The sequence below is a fragment of the Actinacidiphila acidipaludis genome, assembly GCF_019890725.1.
Classification (GTDB): domain Bacteria; phylum Actinomycetota; class Actinomycetes; order Streptomycetales; family Streptomycetaceae; genus Actinacidiphila; species Actinacidiphila acidipaludis.
In genome coordinates, this window is the sequence record NZ_JAINZZ010000015.1 from 99,328 (window position 1) to 119,009 (window position 19,682).

17 protein-coding genes are annotated in these 19,682 nt (G+C 74.1%); 11 read left to right on the forward strand and 6 right to left on the reverse strand.

All coding sequences use genetic code 11. The annotated features are described in order from the left end of the window. Positions 1-5: 5 nt before the first annotated feature. From K7862_RS15050 to K7862_RS15060, 3 genes are all read left to right on the forward strand, one after another. On the forward strand, positions 6-329 hold the full coding sequence (locus K7862_RS15050) for a hypothetical protein (protein ID WP_222963077.1): 324 nt from the start codon (positions 6-8) through the stop codon (positions 327-329). A 38-nt stretch (positions 330-367) separates the two neighbouring features. Then, positions 368-1,240, forward strand: a complete 873-nt coding sequence (locus K7862_RS15055) for an AraC family transcriptional regulator (protein ID WP_222963078.1) — start codon at positions 368-370, stop codon at positions 1,238-1,240. 116 nt (positions 1,241-1,356) lie between these two features. Further along, positions 1,357-1,866 (forward strand): protein-tyrosine phosphatase family protein, encoded by a 510-nt coding sequence (locus tag K7862_RS15060; RefSeq protein WP_222963079.1) that lies wholly within the window; start codon positions 1,357-1,359, stop codon positions 1,864-1,866. 287 nt (positions 1,867-2,153) lie between these two features. On the opposite strand, the gene K7862_RS15065 is transcribed toward K7862_RS15060, so the two are convergent. Together K7862_RS15065 and K7862_RS15070 are read right to left on the reverse strand one after the other, a co-directional pair. Further along, positions 2,154-2,564 carry a hypothetical protein gene (locus K7862_RS15065; RefSeq protein ID WP_222963080.1) on the reverse strand — a complete coding sequence of 137 codons (411 nt, stop codon included), beginning with the start codon at positions 2,562-2,564 and terminating at the stop codon, positions 2,154-2,156. Between the two features lie 415 nt (positions 2,565-2,979). After that, entirely contained in the window at positions 2,980-3,777 is a 798-nt protein-coding gene (locus K7862_RS15070; protein ID WP_222963081.1) for a GOLPH3/VPS74 family protein, read from the reverse strand. 253 nt (positions 3,778-4,030) lie between these two features. On the opposite strand from K7862_RS15070, the gene K7862_RS15075 reads away from it, so the two are divergent. The 4 genes from K7862_RS15075 (at position 4,031) to K7862_RS15090 (ending at position 9,355) form a co-directional block, all read left to right on the forward strand. Continuing rightward, positions 4,031-5,713: an FG-GAP repeat domain-containing protein gene (locus K7862_RS15075; RefSeq protein ID WP_222963082.1), complete on the forward strand. Its 1,683-nt coding sequence runs from the start codon at positions 4,031-4,033 to the stop codon at positions 5,711-5,713. 182 nt (positions 5,714-5,895) lie between these two features. After that, positions 5,896-7,845: a N,N-dimethylformamidase beta subunit family domain-containing protein gene (locus K7862_RS15080; RefSeq protein WP_308011996.1), complete on the forward strand. Its 1,950-nt coding sequence runs from the start codon at positions 5,896-5,898 to the stop codon at positions 7,843-7,845. 175 nt (positions 7,846-8,020) lie between these two features. Then, positions 8,021-8,683 carry a GAP family protein gene (locus K7862_RS15085; protein WP_222963083.1) on the forward strand — a complete coding sequence of 221 codons (663 nt, stop codon included), beginning with the start codon at positions 8,021-8,023 and terminating at the stop codon, positions 8,681-8,683. A 6-nt stretch (positions 8,684-8,689) separates the two neighbouring features. After that, positions 8,690-9,355 (forward strand): GOLPH3/VPS74 family protein, encoded by a 666-nt coding sequence (locus K7862_RS15090; protein WP_222963084.1) that lies wholly within the window; start codon positions 8,690-8,692, stop codon positions 9,353-9,355. 19 nt (positions 9,356-9,374) lie between these two features. Here K7862_RS15090 and K7862_RS15095 read toward each other — a convergent pair whose 3' ends face one another. After that, a complete protein-coding gene (locus K7862_RS15095) occupies positions 9,375-10,202 on the reverse strand; it encodes a helix-turn-helix transcriptional regulator (protein ID WP_222963085.1) in 828 nt (275 codons plus the stop codon). A gap of 153 nt (positions 10,203-10,355) precedes the next feature. Between K7862_RS15095 and K7862_RS15100 the strand changes: the two genes are divergently transcribed. The 3 genes from K7862_RS15100 to K7862_RS37570 all read left to right on the forward strand — a co-directional run bounded on the left by K7862_RS15100 (position 10,356) and on the right by K7862_RS37570 (position 15,654). Beyond that, positions 10,356-11,072, forward strand: a complete 717-nt coding sequence (locus tag K7862_RS15100; protein WP_222963086.1) for an SDR family oxidoreductase — start codon at positions 10,356-10,358, stop codon at positions 11,070-11,072. Positions 11,073-11,315: 243 nt separating this feature from the next. After that, on the forward strand, positions 11,316-13,346 hold the full coding sequence (locus K7862_RS15105) for an ATP-binding SpoIIE family protein phosphatase (RefSeq protein WP_222963087.1): 2,031 nt from the start codon (positions 11,316-11,318) through the stop codon (positions 13,344-13,346). Positions 13,347-13,602: 256 nt separating this feature from the next. After that, positions 13,603-15,654, forward strand: a complete 2,052-nt coding sequence (locus K7862_RS37570) for a carbohydrate binding domain-containing protein (protein ID WP_262413161.1) — start codon at positions 13,603-13,605, stop codon at positions 15,652-15,654. Positions 15,655-15,680: 26 nt separating this feature from the next. Here the strand turns inward: K7862_RS37570 and K7862_RS15115 are convergent, their stop codons facing one another. Genes K7862_RS15115 through K7862_RS38230 form a run of 3 tightly spaced genes read right to left on the reverse strand, consistent with a single transcriptional unit; the run spans position 15,681 to position 17,522 of the window. After that, positions 15,681-16,514, reverse strand: a complete 834-nt coding sequence (locus tag K7862_RS15115) for an ABC transporter permease (protein WP_222963088.1) — start codon at positions 16,512-16,514, stop codon at positions 15,681-15,683. Then, positions 16,511-17,101 (reverse strand): AAA family ATPase, encoded by a 591-nt coding sequence (locus tag K7862_RS38225; protein WP_308011997.1) that lies wholly within the window; start codon positions 17,099-17,101, stop codon positions 16,511-16,513. Before K7862_RS38225 ends, K7862_RS15115 begins: the two co-directional genes overlap by 4 nt. Before the next feature lie 37 nt (positions 17,102-17,138). After that, entirely contained in the window at positions 17,139-17,522 is a 384-nt protein-coding gene (locus K7862_RS38230; protein ID WP_308011998.1) for an ATP-binding cassette domain-containing protein, read from the reverse strand. A 704-nt stretch (positions 17,523-18,226) separates the two neighbouring features. On the opposite strand from K7862_RS38230, the gene K7862_RS15125 reads away from it, so the two are divergent. After that, positions 18,227-19,651, forward strand: coding sequence for a hypothetical protein (locus K7862_RS15125; protein ID WP_222963089.1), 1,425 nt, complete (start codon positions 18,227-18,229; stop codon positions 19,649-19,651). Positions 19,652-19,682 lie beyond the last annotated feature (31 nt).

Genomic DNA, 19,682 nt, shown 5'->3' on the forward strand with positions numbered 1-19,682 from the left:
CGCGCATGTCCGACCAACGACGTCTCGTGACGCCCCGCCAGATCCTGGTGAGGGGCGTTCCGTTCGACGCACTCATCGTGCTGCTGTGGCGCTTCGGCTGGGGCCGCTCCTGGGCCGCCTCACTCATCACGGGGGCGGTCCTGGCCTCCCTCACCGCCGCGGTCGCCCTCTACTCCTGGTGGGTACACCGCAGCCCGGAGAGGGTGACCCGAGTCGTCGCGAAGGCCGAGGCCAAGGAAGGAAACGCGGCCGCGCGCCGGGCGGCGCAGGCGGCCGCGGCGGAGGCCGCCAACCGTTCGTCCGGGCGGCAGCCGGGCACGCGGTACTGACGCCGCGGCGAGGCGTGGGGACGTACCGGACGGACGTCATGCGTGGGACGCGCGGAAGAACCGAGGACGGCACCTGGGAGCTCGTGACCACGCCGCCGGGCGCGCGGCTGGGCGCGGGTGTGCTGCGGTACCGGGGGTTCCGGCTGGACATGAACCGGCCGCAGCGGCGGATCGAGCTGCCGAGCGGGATGATCACCCTGGTCGTCAACCTCCGGGACTCCGTGTACGTCGGACCGCTGGACGCCGAGGCTCCCCGGCCGGCGTTCACGTCGCTGGTGAACGGGCCGCGCGACAGCCCCGCGGTGGGCGAGCACGACGGGCGGCTGGAGGGCGTCGAGATCCATCTGGCGCCGTGGATGGCGTACTCGGTGCTGCACACCGACATGCACGAGCTGCGGGGGCGGATGCTGACGCTGCCGGAACTGCTGGGGCGCGCGGGCGCCGAGCTGGCCGACCGGCTCGCCGAGGCGCGGGGCTGGGCGGGCCGGTTCGCGGTCGTGGACGACGTCCTGGCGCGGCGGATCGAGCGGGGGAGGGCGGCCGCGCCGCAAGTGAGCTGGGCGTGGCAGCAGTTGACGCGCTCGGACGGGCTGGTACCGCTGGGGAGGCTCGCCGCGGCGACGGGCTGGAGCGCACGCACCCTGGAACAGCGTTTCCGCCAGCAGATCGGGCTGTCGCCGAAGACGGCGTCGCGGGTGCTGCGGATGCAGCGGGTGCTGCGGATGCTGACGGCGGGGGCGGCGCCGTCGGCCGTCGCTGCGGCCTGCGGCTTCTACGACCAGGCGCATCTGCACCGCGACGTCCGGGCGATGACGGGCAGCTCGCCCGGCGAGTTCCTGGCCCGCCGCCGCCGGGCCGCGCGTCCGGTGGACCGCGTACCCGGCCGCGTCACCAGCGCGCTCCTCCACTGAGCCTCTGACAATCCCCCCACCCGTTCACGCCCGGCCGCGGGTGTCACAACGGCGTGTGACGGGGACCGGAACTCGCCTTCGGCTGCGCGGCGTTGACCTGTCAGGGAGGTGGCCGCGTGAAGAGGACGCGTCAGCGCGACCGTGACGTTCCGGGGCCCGGGACCCCGTGGGACGAGATCGTGCCCGGCCTGTGGATGGGCGGCCACTTCTGGACCGATCCGGCCGGGGAGCTGCAGCCCGCGGTCGTCGACGACGAGTTCGACGTCGTCGTCAGCCTGTTCACGCGGCCGGGCCACGGACCGGCGCCCGGGACCGAGCATCTGGTGGCGGAGATTCCCGACCGGCCGCTCACCGCGGACCAGATCGAGGCGGTGCAGGGGCTCGCGCGGGCGACCGTGGACGCCGTCCGCGGCGGCCGCACCACCCTCGTGCGCTGCCACTCCGGCTACAACCGTTCCGGGCTGGTCGTGGCCCAGGCCCTCATCCTGCTGGGCGGGGACGCCGAGGGCGTGATCCGCCTGATCCGGCGGAAGCGGTCCCCGTGGGCGCTGCACAACGCGACGTTCCGCGCGTATCTGACCACCGGCCTGGACGTCGCCCGTCTGCTGAACGGTCTCCAGGGCTGAACCGGCGGTTTTTTCCAATACAGCGCGGGCGGTGGGCTGGCACGGTTTTCCCTTCCAGCGGAGGGGAGCCCTGGATCTCAGCGGAGGCCGCCATGCTCCGGTCGGCCACCGCGCTTCCGCCCGCCCCTCTCCGCTGAGGCAGCCTGTCGGCGGTCCGGCCCGACGCAGGGGGCCGGGCCGGACCGCCCCGGGTTCCCCCCCTCCTCGTCGTGGTGGCCGCCGTGGTGGTGTCCCCCGCCGCGACGGCCATCACCCGCCCGCGACCGATGCCGGGCGCGCGCGACCCGTCACCACGTCGCGGTGCAGTCCCGGCCGTTCGTGGTGTACCGGTAGCACGCGAAGAGCTGGACCCTGGACTCGTTGGTGTAGGCGTAGCTCTTGCCCTCGGTCGCCAGGTAGCGGGTCCTGTCGCTGGTCCACAGGACGACGAAGACCTGGACGTTCTTGCTGGCCGAGGTGAAGCCGTAGTGGCCGTGGTACTTGCCGTTGGACTTCCTGTACCAGGTCTTCCACACGGTCGCCGTGCGCTTGCCGTCCGGCAGCCACAGGGTCGTGTGGCTGCTGGTCATCGGGTGGACGACGGCGTCCGGCGCCGCGGAGGGGGTGGCCGCCCCGGCGACTGCCGCACCGCTCAGCATCGCGGCCGCCATGCCCAGCGCTCCGGCCGCTCCCGCACCGCGCCTGATCAACTGCTTCATGTTCTCTCCCCGGTTCGTGACGTACAGGCGGCGCGGCACGCGACCGCGCGGCCCGGCCTGTCCCGACGAGACTGCGGGAGCGTCGGTACCGGGCGCCAGGAGCGGCCCGGGATTGACGGCATCGCGGGACGTCCCGCCCGCTGACCTGCCGGGACGCCGCAGCGACGGGCGCGGGGACGGGACGCGCCCCCGGCCCGCGGCGAGCCGGGGGCGCCTCCGGCCGAGCGGATCGGCCCCACCGCCGCCGGACGCCGGTCCGAAGCACGGTCTGTACGTTCACGACGTCCACGCGCGCTGCCGCGGCGGCCGTCCTCCGTGGTGGCCCGCGTAAATGCCGCTCGAGACGTCGAGGGGCCCGGCCGACTTCACCAACTGGGGCTGCGGCGGCCCGGAACCGGCCGGGCCGCGACGAGGCTCACCAGCCTCCTGAACCGTCACCGCCACCGTGGTGGCCGCCCCCACCATGGTCGCCGCCGCCGTGGTGACCGCCCAGATCGCCGCTCGACCAGCCGCCGAGGTCGAAGTCGTGGGCGAGGCCGTGACCCCCGGTGGTCAAGTCGCCGTAGATGTCGCTGAGCTCCGCGAAGAGGCGGCGCGAGAGCGCCTCGACGCCCCGGCTCACGATCGCGGCGGTCTCCTCGTCCGCCGCCCGGGCCGCCTCCGTCAACGCCGGTGTCAGGGCGCCCGCTTCGGCCCGGGCCGCCAGGCGGCGACGCGCGGCACGGCCCCGCAGGCCCGGGTACGCCACGGAGGCCAGGCCGGACGCCTCGACCAGCGCGGCCAGCACGTCGTCCCCGACCCCCTGGTCCAGCCCCGCCAGCACCTTCCGGCGCCGCTCCACGTCGACGAACAGGATGTCGTGGTGCGTGCGGCCGCCGCGATCACGCCACCGCCGCACCCGGACCGCCTTCCGGTCCTCCAGCCGCGACAGGTACTCGTGCGCGAGCGATCGCGGCGTGGCCCGCAGCCACTCCTTCAGGCTCGGCGCCGGACTCGTCGTCCCCAGGCTGTGCAGAACGTTGTTGAGCCGCCGGTCCTCGACCCGCTCCGGATCCAGCACCGCGATCCGCCGCTCCCCGACGCGTATCCGCCCCTGCGCCGCCAGGTCCGCGAGCTCCGCGGCCCGCACGGCGAACCGCAGCCGCTCCCCGCCGTGGAGCCGCCGCTTCCCCGGCTCGATGGCCACCAGCACCAACTCGTCCCCCGTACCCATGCCGTCGAGGGTAAGCGCCCGGGCCCGCACCCGTACCGCCCGCGAATGTCCCCCTTTCGCCACAGTCATCGACGACCCGCTCTGCGGACCCCCGCCCGCCGGACCTCCTTGACCGTCACTTTGCCGTCACCTCCCGTCCCACCTGGCACAATGTGCCGGTTCCCGCAGCGGCGGGATCTTGGGGAGGGAATTCATGTTTTCGCGCACGACGCGAACCAGGCGAGTAGGGCTCGCCATCACTGTCCTCGGCGCCGTGATCGGACTGGCGCCCATGCCGAGCGCCCTGGCCGACGAGGCGCCGACACCGCCGTCGATCTCCGTGACGGCCACGCACGCCCTCGACCTGTACGGTCCGGCACAGGAGCTGGACGTCACCGTCGCGTCGCCGCCCACCGCCGACGCCTACGTGCGGCTGGAGATCCTGGGCCAGCAGACCGGCCTGCACATCACCGACGACTCCGGCACCGAGCTGCCGCTGACGACCGGCACCGGTAACTGGAGTCACGGCTACGTCGAGGCCACGATCGGCGCGCAGGACTCGGACGGCAACGGCGTGCCGGGCGCGCCCCTGACCGCCGGCACCATCCGCCTGCACATCAGCGCGGAGTACCCCGTGTCGCAGATCGTGCACTTCACCGGAGTCGTCGTGGACGGCGCCACCGGTGCGGAACTGGCCGTCACCGAGCCGGCGGCCACGGGGTACGTCCAGGGCCCGCGGGTCGAACCGGCGGTGCCCACCGCCGTCGCCACGGGACAGACGCGCCCGGCTCTGCTCGACCTGCACACGGAGATGTGGTCGGCGAAGACGACTCCGGTGCCGGCCGTCCACACCCGGCTGGTGTTCAGCGCGGACCAGATCGCCCAGGCCGGATACACGGCCGACCAACTCGTCTCGGCCGTGCGCCTGAGCTCGGGTATGGGCGTCGCCCCGGGCACGCTGACTCCGTTGGCGTGGGTGAAGAACGCCGACGGCTCGCTCTCCGCCGACCTGCCCACCATCGACTGGTCGAAGGTCGCCGGCAACCAGACGGACCAGGACCTCGGCGTCCAGGCCGCCTGGGGCCTGCCGGCCGGGAAACTCCTCGGCGCCCTCCAGGTCCTGGACACGCAGGGCAGGCAATACGCCGGCGGGACCGCCGAGTTCGACTTCACCGCCGACGTCCGCCCGGCGTCCCTGCAGGCCGCGTTCTACGGCGTGGACGGCACCGGCACCCTGTGGCAGTACCGGGGCCGGGAGTGGGTCGACGCCTACCTCCTGAACAAGCGGCAGTCCGTGGGCGGCGGGTGGAACACCTACTCCGCGCTGACCGCCCTGTCCCCGCTCAAGGCGAACGGCACCGGGGACGTGGTCGCCCGCGACCGCGGCGGTGTGCTCTGGTACTACGCCGGCACCGGCACCCTGGCCCGCCCCTTCGCCGCGCGCACCCGCGTCGGCGCCGGCTGGAACACGTACAACCTCCTCGCCGGAGCGGGCGACCTGACCGGGGACGGCCGCGCCGACCTCCTCGCCCGCGACAGCGCGGGTGTGCTGTGGCTGTACCCGGGCACGGGCAAGACGGCCGCCCCCTTCACCGCCAGGGTCCGCGTCGGGGCCGGCTGGGGCGCGTACAACCTGGTCACCCAGGCGGGCGACCTGACCGGGGACGGCCGCGCCGACCTCCTCGCCCGCGACAGCGCCGGCGCGCTCTGGCTGTACCAGGGCACCGGCAAGGCCGCCGCGCCCTACGGCGCCCGCGTCCGGATCGGCACCGGCTGGAACGGCTACACCCACATCGTCGGCATCGGCGACCTCCTCGCCGACGGCCACGCCGACATCATCGCCACCGACAAGGCCGGCGAGCTCTGGTACTACGCGGGCACGGGCGACGCCGCGGCGCCGTACAAGCCCCGCGTGGCCGTCGGCACCGGCTGGAGCACCTACACCGACCTGGTGTGACCCCGTTCCGGAGCGTGCGGCCCGGTTCCGACGTCGTCCCCGCACCCGCCCGGGTGCGGGGACGAGGCGGACGCACCGCCGGGATGCCGCCGCCCGCCTTTCGGCCGTTCCCGGCTCGTGAGGCAACCCCGCCCGCCCGACCATGCTCTTGAAAGGCGCGTGGTCCGAACGAGCCGCCACGCGTGACGTCACGGACGGGACGGCGGATGGACGACGAGGACGACGAGGACGAGGCCGCGACCACCGGCCGCGGGGACGGCCCGGCACGCGAGGGGGGCGAGGGGCCCGGGGCAGCTCACACCGGGTCGGGCACCCCTGACCGCGACGGATCGGACGCCCCCGTGGGGGCGGCGGAACACGGTCCCGAGGCCCGGGCCGCGGGCGATCCCGCATCCGGGCGCGCCCACGACTCAGGGGAAGCGGACCCCCGCCCCCCCGTCGAACCCCAGCACGGCCTCGAACCCCACCACGACCCCGAACCGCATCACGGCCTCGACCGCCGGCACTTCCTGGGCGCGGCGGCCGTGGGAGCCGCCGGTCTGGCGACCGTCCTGGCCGGGTGCGACTCCGGTTCCGGGTCCGGCCAGGACCACGGCCCGCACGCCGGCAGCACAGCGCGGCCCGGCGTCTCCGGCACCACCGCCCCGCTCCCGGCGGCCGGGGCCGACGACTGGCGGATCCGGTCGGCCGGGCCGCCGGACGCCGTCGAGGGGTACGCGGACCGGGTCAGCGTCCTGCCCGGCGAGGAGTTCGGGCTGTACGTGTCCACCACCGCGCCCGGCTTCCGGGTCTCGGCCTTCCGGGTCGGCTGGTACGGCGGCGCGCAGGCCGCGCTGGTGTGGCGATCCGGCCGGGTGGCCGGCCACCGTCAGGACCGGCCGCACCTGGTGGTGCCCACGCGAACCGTGCAGGCGTCCGGCTGGCAGCGCAGCCTGAAGGTGTCCACCGACGGCTGGCCCGAGGGCGCGTACCTGCTCCGCCTCGACGCGGAGAACGGCCACCAGCGGTACGTGCCGCTCGTCGTCCGTTCGACCGCCGCGGCCGGGCGGACCCTGATCATGCACGCGCCCGCCACCTGGCAGGCGTACAACCAGTGGGGCGGTTACAGCCTCTACGCCGGGCGGGACGGCTCGTACGCGCACCGCTCGCTCGCCGTCAGCTTCGACCGGCCCTACGACGGCAGCGGCGCGGAGAAGTTCCTGGTGTACGAGCGGGCGCTGGTGGTGCTCGCCGAACGGCTCGGCATCCCGCTGGCGTACACGACCGGCATCGACGTCCACCTCGCGCCGAACGTGCTGCGGGGCGCGCACGCGGCCGTCGCGCTCGGGCACGACGAGTACTGGACGCCCGAGCAGCGGCGGCACGTCACGGCGGCGCGGGACGCCGGGACCAACCTCGCCTTCCTCGGGGCCAACACGTGTTTCCGGCGGGTGCGGTTGGAGGGGGCGGGCGGTTCGGGCGGCGGCGCGGCGGGGCAGGCCGGGACGCCGGGCGTCGGCGGGACCGCGGGCTTCTCCGGGGCGGGCGCGGGCCGGGCGGGCACTCAGGGCGACCAGGTCAGGACCGTGGTCTGCTACAAGACCGACTTCCACGCCGACCCGTACCTGGCGAAGCATCCGACGATGGCCACGACCGACTTCCGCGCGCGGCCGGCCGCCGACCCCGAGTCGTCGATGACGGGAGTGCTCTACGAGGGGTTTCCGACGGACGCGGCGTTCGTGGTCGAGCAGGCGGACCACTGGCTGTTCGCGGGGACGGGCGTACGGAAGGGGCAGTCGTTCGCCCACCTGGTGGGCGTGGAGTACGACCGCGTGCAGCCCGGATCGCCGCCGCCGGGGCCGACCGAGATCCTCGCGCACTCCCCGCTGGTGTGCCAGGGGCGCCACAGCCATTCCGACGCGGCGTACTACACCGTGCCGAGCGGGGCCGGGGTCTTCGCCTCCGGGACGATGCGGTGGGTGGAGGGGCTGATGGCGGGGACCCGTGAGGACGGGCGGGATCACGGAATGTCCGCGGCGACGGCGCGGTTCGTCACGCGGACGACGGAGAACCTGCTCCGGGCCTTCGCGGGTGGCCCCGCCGCCCACTCCCACCCCGCCCCCCGCGACAACGTCGCCACCCTCTACCCCTGATCCCCCTCCCCCGGGCAACGGCTTCCGGGCTGCCCCTGGGGTGCGTTGCGTACCCCGGATGGCCGTGCGGGCAGCACAAAGGCCAAGAGGAGGGTTCGGGATGCGCACCGCACTCCGAAGACCGAAGGTAGACCTCATGCACCGCCACAGAACGCCCGCGGCGTGAGCGTCCCCCATGGTCACCGACCTCCTCATCATCGGCCTGGCCATCACCCTGGGCCCGCTGCACAACACGGCGTTCATCCTGCTGCTCTCCTCGAAGCGGGGCGTGCGCAACGGCCTCGCCTTCATCCTCGCCTGGCTCGCGATGCTGGTGCTGCTCATCGCGTTCGTCGTCACGCTGACCGGCGGCAACCCCCCGAAGCACCACAGCGCGTCCAGCACCGCGGAACTCGCGATCAAGCTGGCCATCGGCGTCGGCATGGTCGCCTTCGCCGAGTACCGGCGGCGCAGGCGCGGCGGCGGCCAGCAGAAGCGGCGGAAGCGCAGGACCCCCAAGTGGCAGACCCGTCTGGACCAGGTCTCACCGTGGATGTCCGCGGCCCTCGGCGTGCTGCTGCAGCCCTGGGGCGCGGTCGTGGCGGGCGCGGCCACCGTCGCCGAGGCGGATCTGTCCTCGGCCGCGACCTGGGCGGCACTGGTCGGTTACTGTCTGCTGGCCACCTCGAGCCTGCTGGCGATGGAGCTGTACACGACGTTCCGCCCGGCCGCCGCGAAGGCGCGCCTGGAGGGTGTGCGACGGTGGATCGACCAGCACCAGGAGCAGGCGCTGGTGTCCCTGTCCCTGGCGCTGGGCCTGTGGCTGATGGGCAAGAGCATCTACGGACTCGTCGGGTGAGGTGACATGACGACGTCGAAGGATCTGCTGATCGTGACGATGGACATGCCGTCCCACCTGCCCGTCGAGCGCGGCGACCTGTCGCTCGCCCTCGCCGGGGCGGAGGCCGTCGACCTGCTCGCCGCCGGGGCGATACGCGTGGAGACCGACCGCATCGTGCCGGGGACCCCGCGCCGCGCGCTGGGCGACCCGCTGCTGGACGAGGCCGCGGCGGCCGTGGTGCGGGAGAAGCCGTACGAGGTGGTCGACGCGTGGCTGTGGCGACGGGGGCGGGGGCTGGCCCAGTCCTATCTCGACGCGATGGAGGCGGCCGGGCTGCTCGCCCGGGAGAGTTGGCGGCGCTGGCTGGTGGTCCGGAACAGCCGCCTGATGCTGCTGGACTCGGCCGAACGCCGGCGCGCCCACCACCGGTGGAACGCGGACGAGCCGGTCCTGGCGGGGCTGGCCACGACGATCGGCGTCACCGACCACCGTGCGGAGGAGGAGTCGCCGCAGGTGGGGGACGCCGGGGCCGGTGACCTGGGAGCGGACGACGCCCCGGCGGGCGACACCGGCGTGGCGGCCGTGCTGTCGGCGGTCGCCGAGGCGGTGGCCGAGCTCGCCGCGGAACGGGAGCGGCGGGACGGGCGCCTGCTGGACGCCGCCGCCGACAACGTCCGCCGCGGCTACTGACCCGCCGGCGCGCAGGGGGTCAGGAGCGGGCCGCGGGCCGGGGAACGAGGGTGGCCAGGGCCCGGGCCGAGGGCGAGCCGGGTTCGGCGGTCATGAGCACGACCTGCTGATCGTCCTCGGGAACGGCCAGCACGTCGCAGGCGAGCGTCAGCGGCCCCAGCTCGGGATGCGTGATGACCTTCGTGCGGTGCCCGGGCTCGTGCACCGGCGCGGTGTCCCAGATCCGCCGGAACTCCGCGCTGCCGTCCCGTAGTTCGGCCAGCAGCGCGGCGAGCCCCGCGTCCTGCGGGTAGCGGTCGGCCGAACGCCGCAGCCGCGACACCACGACGCGCCCGAACTCCTCCGCGGCGGAGTTCGCGCGGGGGCGGCCGGTGCCGAGGAACCGCCGCCGGGCCATGTTCGGCTCGGCCCGCAGACCGCTGCCGAGCAGTGCCTCCGCGAGCGGGTTGAACGCGATGACGTCGTACGCGGCGTCGGTGACGACGGCCCCCGTGCCCGGCATCCGGTCCAGGAGCGCGGCCACGTGCGGCCGCACCCGCCGCACCGGACCGGCGGGCGGCGTCACGCCGGTCCCGGCCAGCCGGAAGAGGTGGTCGCGCTCGGCCGGGGTCAGCCGCAGCGCGTCGGTGAGGGCGTCGAGGATGCGGGCGGACGGTCGCGGGCCGCGGGCCTGTTCGAGGCGGGTGTAGTAGTCGGCCGACATGTGCGCCAGCTCCGCGATCTCCTCGCGGCGCAGGCCCGGCGTGCGGCGCGGCGTTCCATCGGCCGCCGCCGTCAGCCCCACGTCGGCGGGCCGCAGCCCCTCCCGCCGAGCCCGCAGGAACCGTCCCAGTTCCGTCCGCGCCACGCCGCCCTCCTCCGAGCCGGGTCCGTCCCGAACGGACCGGGCACTCCCGATCCGTCCACCTCCCAGCCAAACACACCCCGCCGGCCGCGCGTCCCCCTGCCAGGGATCGGCTGTCCCTGGCAGGGGACCCGGGCGGAGGGCATCGTCGGAGGCATGAACGAACCCACTGCTTTGGTCACGGGTGCCAACAAGGGCATCGGCAAGGAGATCGCCCGGCAGCTCGTCGCCGCGGGGCTCAGCGTGTACGTCGGGTCGCGGGACGCCGAACGGGGGCGGGCCGCCGCGGAGGAGATCGGCGGCGGCGCCCGCGTCCTGGTGCTGGACGTGACGGATCCAGGCAGCATCGCGGCCGCCGCCGGCCAGGTCGAGCGGCTGGACGTGCTGGTCAACAACGCGGGCGTGATGGTCGACGGGCGCAGGGCGACCGAGACGAGCGTCGAGGCCTTCCGCCGGACGTACGAGACGAACGTGTTCGGGGTGCTGGAGGTCACCAACGCGTTCCTGCCCGCCCTGCGCCGCTCGCCGGCCCCCCGCATCGTCAACATCTCCAGCGGTACCGGGTCCCTGACCTGGAGTGCGGACCCCGAGCGCGAGTTCGCGGCGTCCAACGGCTCGGGAGCCGCGTACCGCTCGTCCAAGACCGCGCTGAACGCCGTCACCCTCTTCTACGCCCAGAGCCTGGCCGCCGAGGGCTTCAAGGTGAACGCCCTGGCCCCGGGCCTGCGCAACACCGACCTCAACGAACGGGCCCGGGCCAGCGACGGCGACCCCGCCGAAGCCGCCGCCGGCGCCGTCCGCCTCGCCCTCCTCCCCCCCGACGCCCCCACCGGCCACTTCTTCTCCTGGGACGCCACCGAAGTCCCCTGGTAGCCCCGAGCCGCGCTGGGGCCCGAGGCGCCCCAGATTCCGCCCGGGAGGTGCCCCCAGCGCGACCAGCCACAGCCCTGCCGCACCCGGCAACGCACCCCCAGGGGCACCCCGAACACCGCCCCCGGGCGCCCCCGGCACCGCCCCCATCGGCACAGCGCCCAGCGCCCCGCTCGCGCCCCCGTCCGTCTCGTCGGAGCATGGGGGGAGAACGGACGGGATCACACGCCAGGCGAGAGGGCGCCGATGGGCAACACAGCGCAGGGAGGGGCGCGAGGCGAGCCGTCCGACCCCGCGGAGCTGCGGCAGATCGACGCGCTGAACCGGATCGAGTCCCGCGCGCGTTCCCGTGCCGAGGGCCCTGCCGAGGGCCGTGGCGAGAGCTCCTCGGACGGCGCAACCGGCCCTCCCGGTGATCGAACCGCCCCTCCCGCCCCCGAGGATCCCGACCGCGTCGACAGCATCGGCCGCCCCGGCCCGGGCGAACCCGGCGCCGACGCCGCCCGCCACCCCTCCCGCTGGCGGGACGCCCTCCTGCTGGAGACCGGCCACGCCCTCGCCGAGGCCGACTCGCTCGCGGAGGCGCTGAAGGAGATCACCCGGCTGTACAGCCCCGACCTGGCCCTGGACGGGGTCGTGGTCTTCGGGGTGACCGACAAGTTCCTCAACATCCTGGGCCAGTACGGCTATCGCAGGACCGAGGCCGAGCGGGTGTTCCGGATGCCGGTGACGTCGCGGTTCCCGGCCACCGAGGTGGTCAGGTCCGGGCGCCCGGTCTATCTGCACTCCGCCGACGAGTACCGCGCGCAGTACCCCGAGACCTGGCCGCTGGCGGCGCGGCACGGACGTCACTCGTGGGCGTTCCTGCCGCTGGTGGTCTCCGGCCGGATCACCGGGGTGTGCCTGCTGGCGTTCAGCGCCCCCATGGCGTTCACGCCGGACGAGCGCGGGCTGCTGGTGCTGGTGGCCCGGCTGGTCGCACAGGCCCTGGAACGCACCCGCACCAGCACCGCCGAGCTGGCGTTGTCCCGCGGGCTGCGGCGCAGCATGGGCTCGGCCGAGCCCGCCGTGCCGGGGATCAGCGTGGCGACGCGGTACGTGCCGACCGGCGGCGGCCTGGTGGTCGGCGGCGACTGGTACGACATCATCAACCTGCCGGGCGGCCGGCTCGCCCTGGTCATCGGGGACGTCCAGGGCCACGACGTGCACGCGGCCGGACTGATGGCCCAGCTCCGCACGGCCGTGCACGCGTACGCCGCCGAGGGACACGGGCCCGACGCGGTGCTGGCCAGGACCTCGCGCTTCCTCACCGCGCTCGACGAGGACCGGTACGCCACCTGCCTGTACATCGAGGCCGAGCCGGACACCGGGATGCTGCACATCGCGCGGGCCGGGCACCCGCACCCGGTGCTGCGCCTGCCGGACGGCACCTGCATGATCAAGCACGTCAACGGCGGGCTGCCGCTGGGCCTGATGCCGGAGGAGCACGACTATCCGGTCACCGACCTGGAGCTGCGCCCGGGCGAGGTGATGATGCTGTGCACCGACGGGCTGATCGAGACCGGCGGGCACGACATGTTCACCGGCTGGGTCCGGGTCAGGGACGCGATGGAGCCGGGGCCCGGCGCGGACCTGGAGGGGATGGCGGACCGGCTGATCCAGGCCGTGCACCATCCGATGACCCGGTACGAGGGGGACGACCGGGCCGAGGACCGCGTCCAGGCCGGGGCCGGGGAGGCCGGCGAGGCCGGGCGGCGCGACGGCCTGGGCGGGCGGCGCGTGCACCTGGCGCCGCGCAACGAGGACGACATCGCGCTGCTGCTGCTCCGTCGCGACACCGACGTGCCCCGGCCGCTGGTGCCCGAGCGCACGCTGGTGCTGACCATCGGCCAGGACGAGGGCGAGGGGCTGTCGGAGGCGCGGGCCGAGGTCGTCGCGCTCCTGCACGACTGGTCGCAGCCCGACCAGGTGGACGTCGCGGTCCTGCTGGCCTCCGAACTCGTCGGCAATGTGCTGGTGCACACCGACCAGACGGCCGTGCTCCGTGCCACGATCACCGGCGAGCGGGGCCTGCGGACGCTGATGGTGGAGGTCTCCGACCGCGGCGACGAGCTGCCGCACCAGCGCGCCCCCGGTGAACTCGCCTCTTCCGGCCGCGGGTTGATGATGCTGGACATCCTGGCCGAGCAGTGGAGCGTGCGGCCGGAGTCGGAGGGCAAGACGGTCTGGTTCTCCCTGGCCGAGGACGCCCCGCCGCCGGAACCGCCGGCCCCGTAGGAACCCCGCCCCGCCCCGCCCCGCCCGGCCGCGCCCCGCACGCGGGCCGCGACTGCCCACCGTCGCGGCCTCGTCGGCGTACACCACCACGATCACCCGCTGATCCGCGCCCACATCGGCGCTTGTCGCTTCAACTCTCGTGTGTGCAGGCGGGGTTGACGAGGGGGAAAAGTCCAGACCATTCTGCTGGGCGGAGGTGCGGCGCCACGTTCCGCGGCCTTCGGTGTCCTGCCCGTGCGTGAACGAGGAGGAGCACATGGCCCGCAGATCCTGGACCGCGGCGGCCGCGGTCGTCCTGACGCTGCTCGGCTGGCTGCACCTGTCGGCCGCCGCGCAGGCGGACAGCCCGAACCTGGTCGTCAACTCCGGCTTCGAGAGCGGCAGTCTGTCCGGCTGGTCGTGCGGCACGACCGGCAGCGTGGTCACCTCACCGGTGCACAGCGGCAGCCACGCGCTGGCGGGCGCGGTCACCGCCTCGGACACCGCGCAGTGCACCCAGACGGTCCCGGTGCAGCCCGGCGCCACCTACACGCTGTCGGCCTACGTCCAGGGCGCGTACGTCTACCTCGGCGCCACCGGCTACAGCTCCACCTGGACGCCGTCCGCGACCGGCTGGCAGCAGCTCTCGACCAGCTTCACCACCGGCGCGGGCACCACCTCCGTCACGCTCTACCTGCACGGCTGGTACGCGCAGGGCACGTACCACGCAGACGACGTCTCGCTCACCGGGCCCGGCGGCGGCACCCCGACCGCGCCCGCGGCCCCCACCGGGCTGACGGTCACCGGCACGACCACCACCTCGGCGTCGCTGTCCTGGAACGCCTCGGCGGGAGCGACCGGCTACACCGTGTACCAGGGCTCGACCGCGGTCGCGTCGGGCGCGGCGACCACCGCCACGGTCACCGGGCTCACGGCCGGGACCGCGTACACCTTCTCGGTCAGTGCCACCAACAGCGCCGGGGAATCGGCCCGTTCGGCCCCGGTCACCGCGGCCACGCAGTCGTCGGGCGGCGGCGGACCGGCGCCGGCCTGGCACCCGTCGTACCTGTCGATCGGCACCGTCTACACCCCGGGCAGCACGGTCGACGCCTTCTTCGGCACCCTCGCCTCGCACGGCCCGGTGCCGAACTACGGCTACGCATACCTCGTCGGCAACGACTTCCCGAACTGGGCGGGCACCACGACCACGCTGGTGAACCACGCCCGGCAGTTCGGCATGACGCCGGTCCTCGTCGACTACGGCATGAACGGCAACGTCGACGGCAGCAGCGTCGACTTCACCAACATGCAGAACAGCGGCTGGCTGACCACGTACTTCACCGCGCTGAAGGCGGCGGCGTCGGCCGCCGACGCCGCCGCGCCCGGGCAACCCGTCGGCTGGGTGGTCGAACCCGACATGCTCGGCTACCTCCAGCAGAACTACGCGGCCGGCTACGGAAACGACGCGCAGTCCATGCCCGCCGCGACCGGCGCCGCGTACTCCTCGGGCGTACTGGCCGGCGGCACCGACCCGGTCTTCGGGAACAACCTCCGCGGACTGACCGAGGCGATCACCTACACGATCAAGAAGTACGACCCGGCGGCCTTCGTCGGCTGGCAGGTCAACACCTGGGCCGTGCGCGACGCGTTGAAGGACACCGACAACCTCGGCTGGACGGCCGGGCGCCAGTCCGTCACCCAGGTCGCCACGCAGGTCGCCGACTTCGTGAAGACCGCGGACATCGGGTACCACGCGGACTTCGTCGCCTTCGACCAGTGGGGGCAGGACTTCGGGATCCTGCGCGACCCCGACCCGGCGGCCGACATCCGCTACCTCAACGCCGCGCACTGGAGCAACTACCTGCTCTACGTGCAGACCGTGCGGCAGTCACTGGCCCTGCCCGCGGTGCTGTGGCAGATCCCCGTCGGCCACCTCAACTCCACCCACACGCCCAGCCCCACGTACTGGAACGCCTCCGGGACCTTCCCCGACCTCGACGACGTGACGACCGAGCAGGACGAGGACTCCGCCTCCACCTACTTCTTCGGCGACAGCTTCACCTCGAGCGGGAACAACCTCGCCTTCTACGGCGGCAACCCGGGTGCCGACCCCAAGATCTCGGTCAGCGGGTCCACGGTCACCTGGGGGTCGCACCTCCCCGAGGCCGCGGCCGCGGGCGTCGTGGCGATCATGTTCGGCGCGGGCACCGGGACCGGTACGTACGGCGTCCCGGAGATGGTCGGCACGAACCAGACCGGGCCCGGCGACTTCGGCTACTGGGTGACCCGGACGCAGAGCTACCTGGCACATCCGACGCCGCTGCCGTGACGACGGGGGACTTCACACGCCCGGCCTCAGACCGCACGGCGGTAGAGCCACACCCCCAGCGGGGCGAACACCGCCACGATCCCGGCGTCCCACGCCAGCGCCTGCCACACCGCGTCGGCCGTGGGACCGCCGAGGACCAGCGCCCGCACCGCCTCCGCCGACTTCGACACCGGCTGGTGACGGGCGAACGCCTGCAGCCAGCCGGGCATGGTGTTCACCGGGATGAAGGCCGCGGAGGCGAACACCAGCGGCGCCAGCACCGGGAACGCCGCCGCCTGCGCGGTCTCCGGATCCCCCACCGCCATGCCGACCACCGCGAAGATCCACGACATGGCGAACCCGAAGGCCAGCACCAGCAGGAACCCGCCGAGGAACGCGAGCACACCCGCGTGCAGCCGGAACCCGATGGCGAAGCCGACCGCGGTCATCAGCGCCACGACGAACACATTGCGGGTCAGGTCCGCCGTGGTGCGGCCGACCAGCACCGCGGATCTGGCCATGGGCAGCGACCGGAACCGTTCCATCAGCCCGGTCTGCATGTCGGTCGCCAGACCGATCGCGGTGTTCATCGAACCGAACACGGCCGTCTGGACGAAGATCCCCGGGATCAGGAAGTCGACGTAGGACACCCCGTGCAGCGCCGGCGACACCACGCCGCCGAACACGTACCGGAACATCAGGAGGAACACCAGCGGCTGGATGAAGGAGAAGACCAGCAGGCGCGGGACCCGGCGCAGGCCGATGAGGTTGCGCCAGGCGACGGCCATACCGTCCTCGAGGGTCCACAGCAGGCGGCGGCGGGGCGCCGCGGGGGCGGGGGCGGGCCCCGGGGCGGGGTGCGTCGTCACCGTCGCGGTCATCGCGGGCTCCCGTCGCCGTCGGCGGTCCCGGGCGGCGGCCCGCTCCCGTTCCCGTCCACACCTCCCGCCACGTCGGCGCGGTGGCCGGTCAGGGCCAGGAACACGTCGTCCAGGCTGGACTCGCGCACCGCCACGGTGCGCGGGACGAGGTCGTTGCCCTCCAGCACGTGCAGCAGGTCCATCAGCGGCCGCGACCCGTCACGGGAGGCCAGACTCAGCCGCGAACCGTCGACGTCCGGCCGCTCCGCGAACCCGTCACCGATCAGCGCGGCGGCCCGCGCGGCGCGGGGCGGCTCGGCCATGTCCAGCTCGATGACGGTGTTGCCGAGCCGCGCCTTGAGCAGCGCCGGGGTGTCGTCCACGATGACCCGGCCGTGATCGATCACCACGACGCGTTCGGCCAGCTTGTCGGCCTCCTCCAGGTACTGCGTGGTCAGCAGCACGGTCGTCCCCTCTCCGACGAGCTCGCGGATCATCTCCCACAGGGCGTTGCGGCTCTGCGGGTCGAGTCCGGTCGTCGGCTCGTCCAGGAACAGCACGGGCGGCTCCGGGACCAGGGCCGCCGCGACGTCCAGCCGTCGCCGCATACCGCCGGAGTACGTGCGTACGGGGCGGTCGGCGGCGTCAACCAGGTCGAAAGCGGTTCAGCAGGTGGGTCGCGCGAGGGCGGACCCGGGACCGCGGCAGATGCGTGAGCCGGCCGATCAGCCGCAGGTTCTCGCGGCCGGTGAGGTTGGGGTCGACGGCGGCGTACTGGCCGGCCAGGCCGATCAGCCCGCGCACGGTGGACCCCTCGCGCACCACGTCGTGCCCCAGCACCTCGGCGTGCCCGCCGCTGGGCTGCAGGATCGTCGTCAGAACGCGGATGGCCGTCGACTTCCCGGCGCCGTTCGGGCCGAGCAGCCCGAAGACGGTTTGCGGCGGCACGGAGAAGGTGACGTCGTCCAGGGCCGTGAGCTGGCCGAACGTCTTGCTCAGCCGCTCCACCTCGATGGCTCCAGCGCCCACATCCCTCATTCTCCCTCACGGCTCGGCTTCCAGCCCGGTAGCGGGGTGCGGCCTCCGGCCCGGTAGCGGGGTACGGCTTCCGGGGTGCCCCCGGGCCGCCATTGCCGTCCTCCGCCTCGTCGTGGCTTGTCGCGCAGTTCCCCGCGCCCCTGAATCACGTGCCGTTCGTCCGCACGTTGGGGCAGTCCGGAAGCGTCTCCTCGGACTTGTGCGTGACCGTTTTTCCGAAGGGGTTGGGCGGGTGTGTGCACAAGTCCTTGCGGGGAGCGCTTCCTCCCCACCCCCTTGGCAGCCCATGGAGCCGCCTGGGTAGTACAGCGGTGCCCCGGTAACACCCCCTGCGGCCACTTTCACTGCCAGGGGGTGGGGAGGAAGCGCTCCCCGCAGGAATGTGCATCCGCCCGGGTCAAGGTGCGGAAGAACCCGCCATGCACAGTCCGAGGAGACGCTTCCGGACTGCCCCCGACAAGTGGACGAACGGCAAGCGATAACAGGGGCGCGGGGAACGGCGCGACAAGCCCACCACCGGCGGAAAGCCGGGAACGCACCGCAAAGGGCAGGGCGGAGCCCGAAGAAGGGCGGGCTGGAGTGCCCGGGGGAAAGGGGGAGGGAAGGCCTTTCGAAGGGGCGAGGGCCACCGATATGCTCGGCCCGATGCCTACCCAAACAAGATTGGGGGTCCCGTCCGCTCAAGGTGAGCGCTAATGCTCAACCTCACCTCAGCGAACGCCCTCCTCACATGCTGGCTGCGCGTGCGCCACTTCGCCGTGCCGCCCTCCATGATCGTAACCGCGACCGCCCGCCGCCACGCGGGCGACTGGGCCGGCGCCTGCGCCGCCTCCTCCGTCGACGTCGACTTCGATCCGCGCTCCACGGCCCGCCGTCACGGCCGTGACCTCACCACCCGGCTGAAAGCCGACCTCCGCCACCTCGCGCCCGACCTGCTGCGCTGGCACATGCCGAGGATCGCCCCCGAGGGCCTGCTGCGCCCGGGCCTCACGCTGTCCCTGGCCTGCTACGACCGTCCCGGGGACGCCTTTCCGCTGCACCTCGTGGTGCGGACGCCGCCCGCCTGGGCGGACGCGGGCCAGCGCGTCAGCCTCGCCCTCTGGGACCCCGGCGAACCGGACGGGGGCGCGGGCTCCCATCCCCACCCGCGCCCCAACCGCCGGTTCCGCCTCGACCTGCATCGCCACCTCTGGGACGCCCGCCGGGCGGACGAGTTCGCCGTGCGGGCGGGCGCGGCACCCGGCGGTCCTCCGCCCGATCCCGTCCCGGACGCGCTGACGCGGCTGGTGCGGGACCTCCCGTGCGCCACCGCCCGCTGGGCCGCCGAGGCCGCGATCCTGCTGCGGGCCGAGAACGGTCCGGGCCGGACAGCCGGGCGGGTCGCCGTGCGGTACGGGGTCCGGCAGCGGCTCGTCCTGGACGTCGCATACGGCGAGGCGACCGCCGGGGTCCAGGCGGAGAGCGGCGACGCCCCGCGCATCACGGCGGTGTCCGCGGTCGCCTCGACCGACGTGGCCCTGCCCGTGCTGCCCGACGCCGCCACGTGGGTGCCGCCGGACCTCGCCCTCCTGCGGGCGGGCCTGATCGGCGCCGGCGAACTGCACCCGCTGGTCGCCGCCGCGCTGGTACCCGGCCACGTGGCGACGGGTCCGCCCCCGGACCGCGGGACGGGCGGCCCGCATCTCGTCGACTGCCGCGGAGCCCGGCACCGTATCGGCCTGGTCGACGGTGTGCTGGCCCCGCTGGACCACGGCCCGGACGAGATCCGCCGCGAGGAGTTGCTGGCCTCGCTGGGCGGCACCCTGCTCCCCTGCCTGCAGGCGATCGACACGGCCCACCGTCGTCCGGAGTGCCTCGACGACGTCCGCGCGCGCCTGGCGCACGGCGACACCGCCGGCGCGCTCGCCGTCGTCGAAGCCCTGCTCGGGCCCGATGCGGTCCCGCGTCGCGGCGCGCTGCGCGACGAGCTGGACGCGGCGGTGCGGCGGAGGCTCGTCCACGGCCTGTACCGGGCCGGGCTGGTCGGGCCCGCCCACCTGCGCGGTCCCGTCCCGAACTCCGGCTCGCGCGCCCACCGCGACGCCTCCCGCGCCCGAACCCGTCACCGCACTTCCCGCTGACAGGAGACCGGCCGCCGGCCGGCGTTCCCGT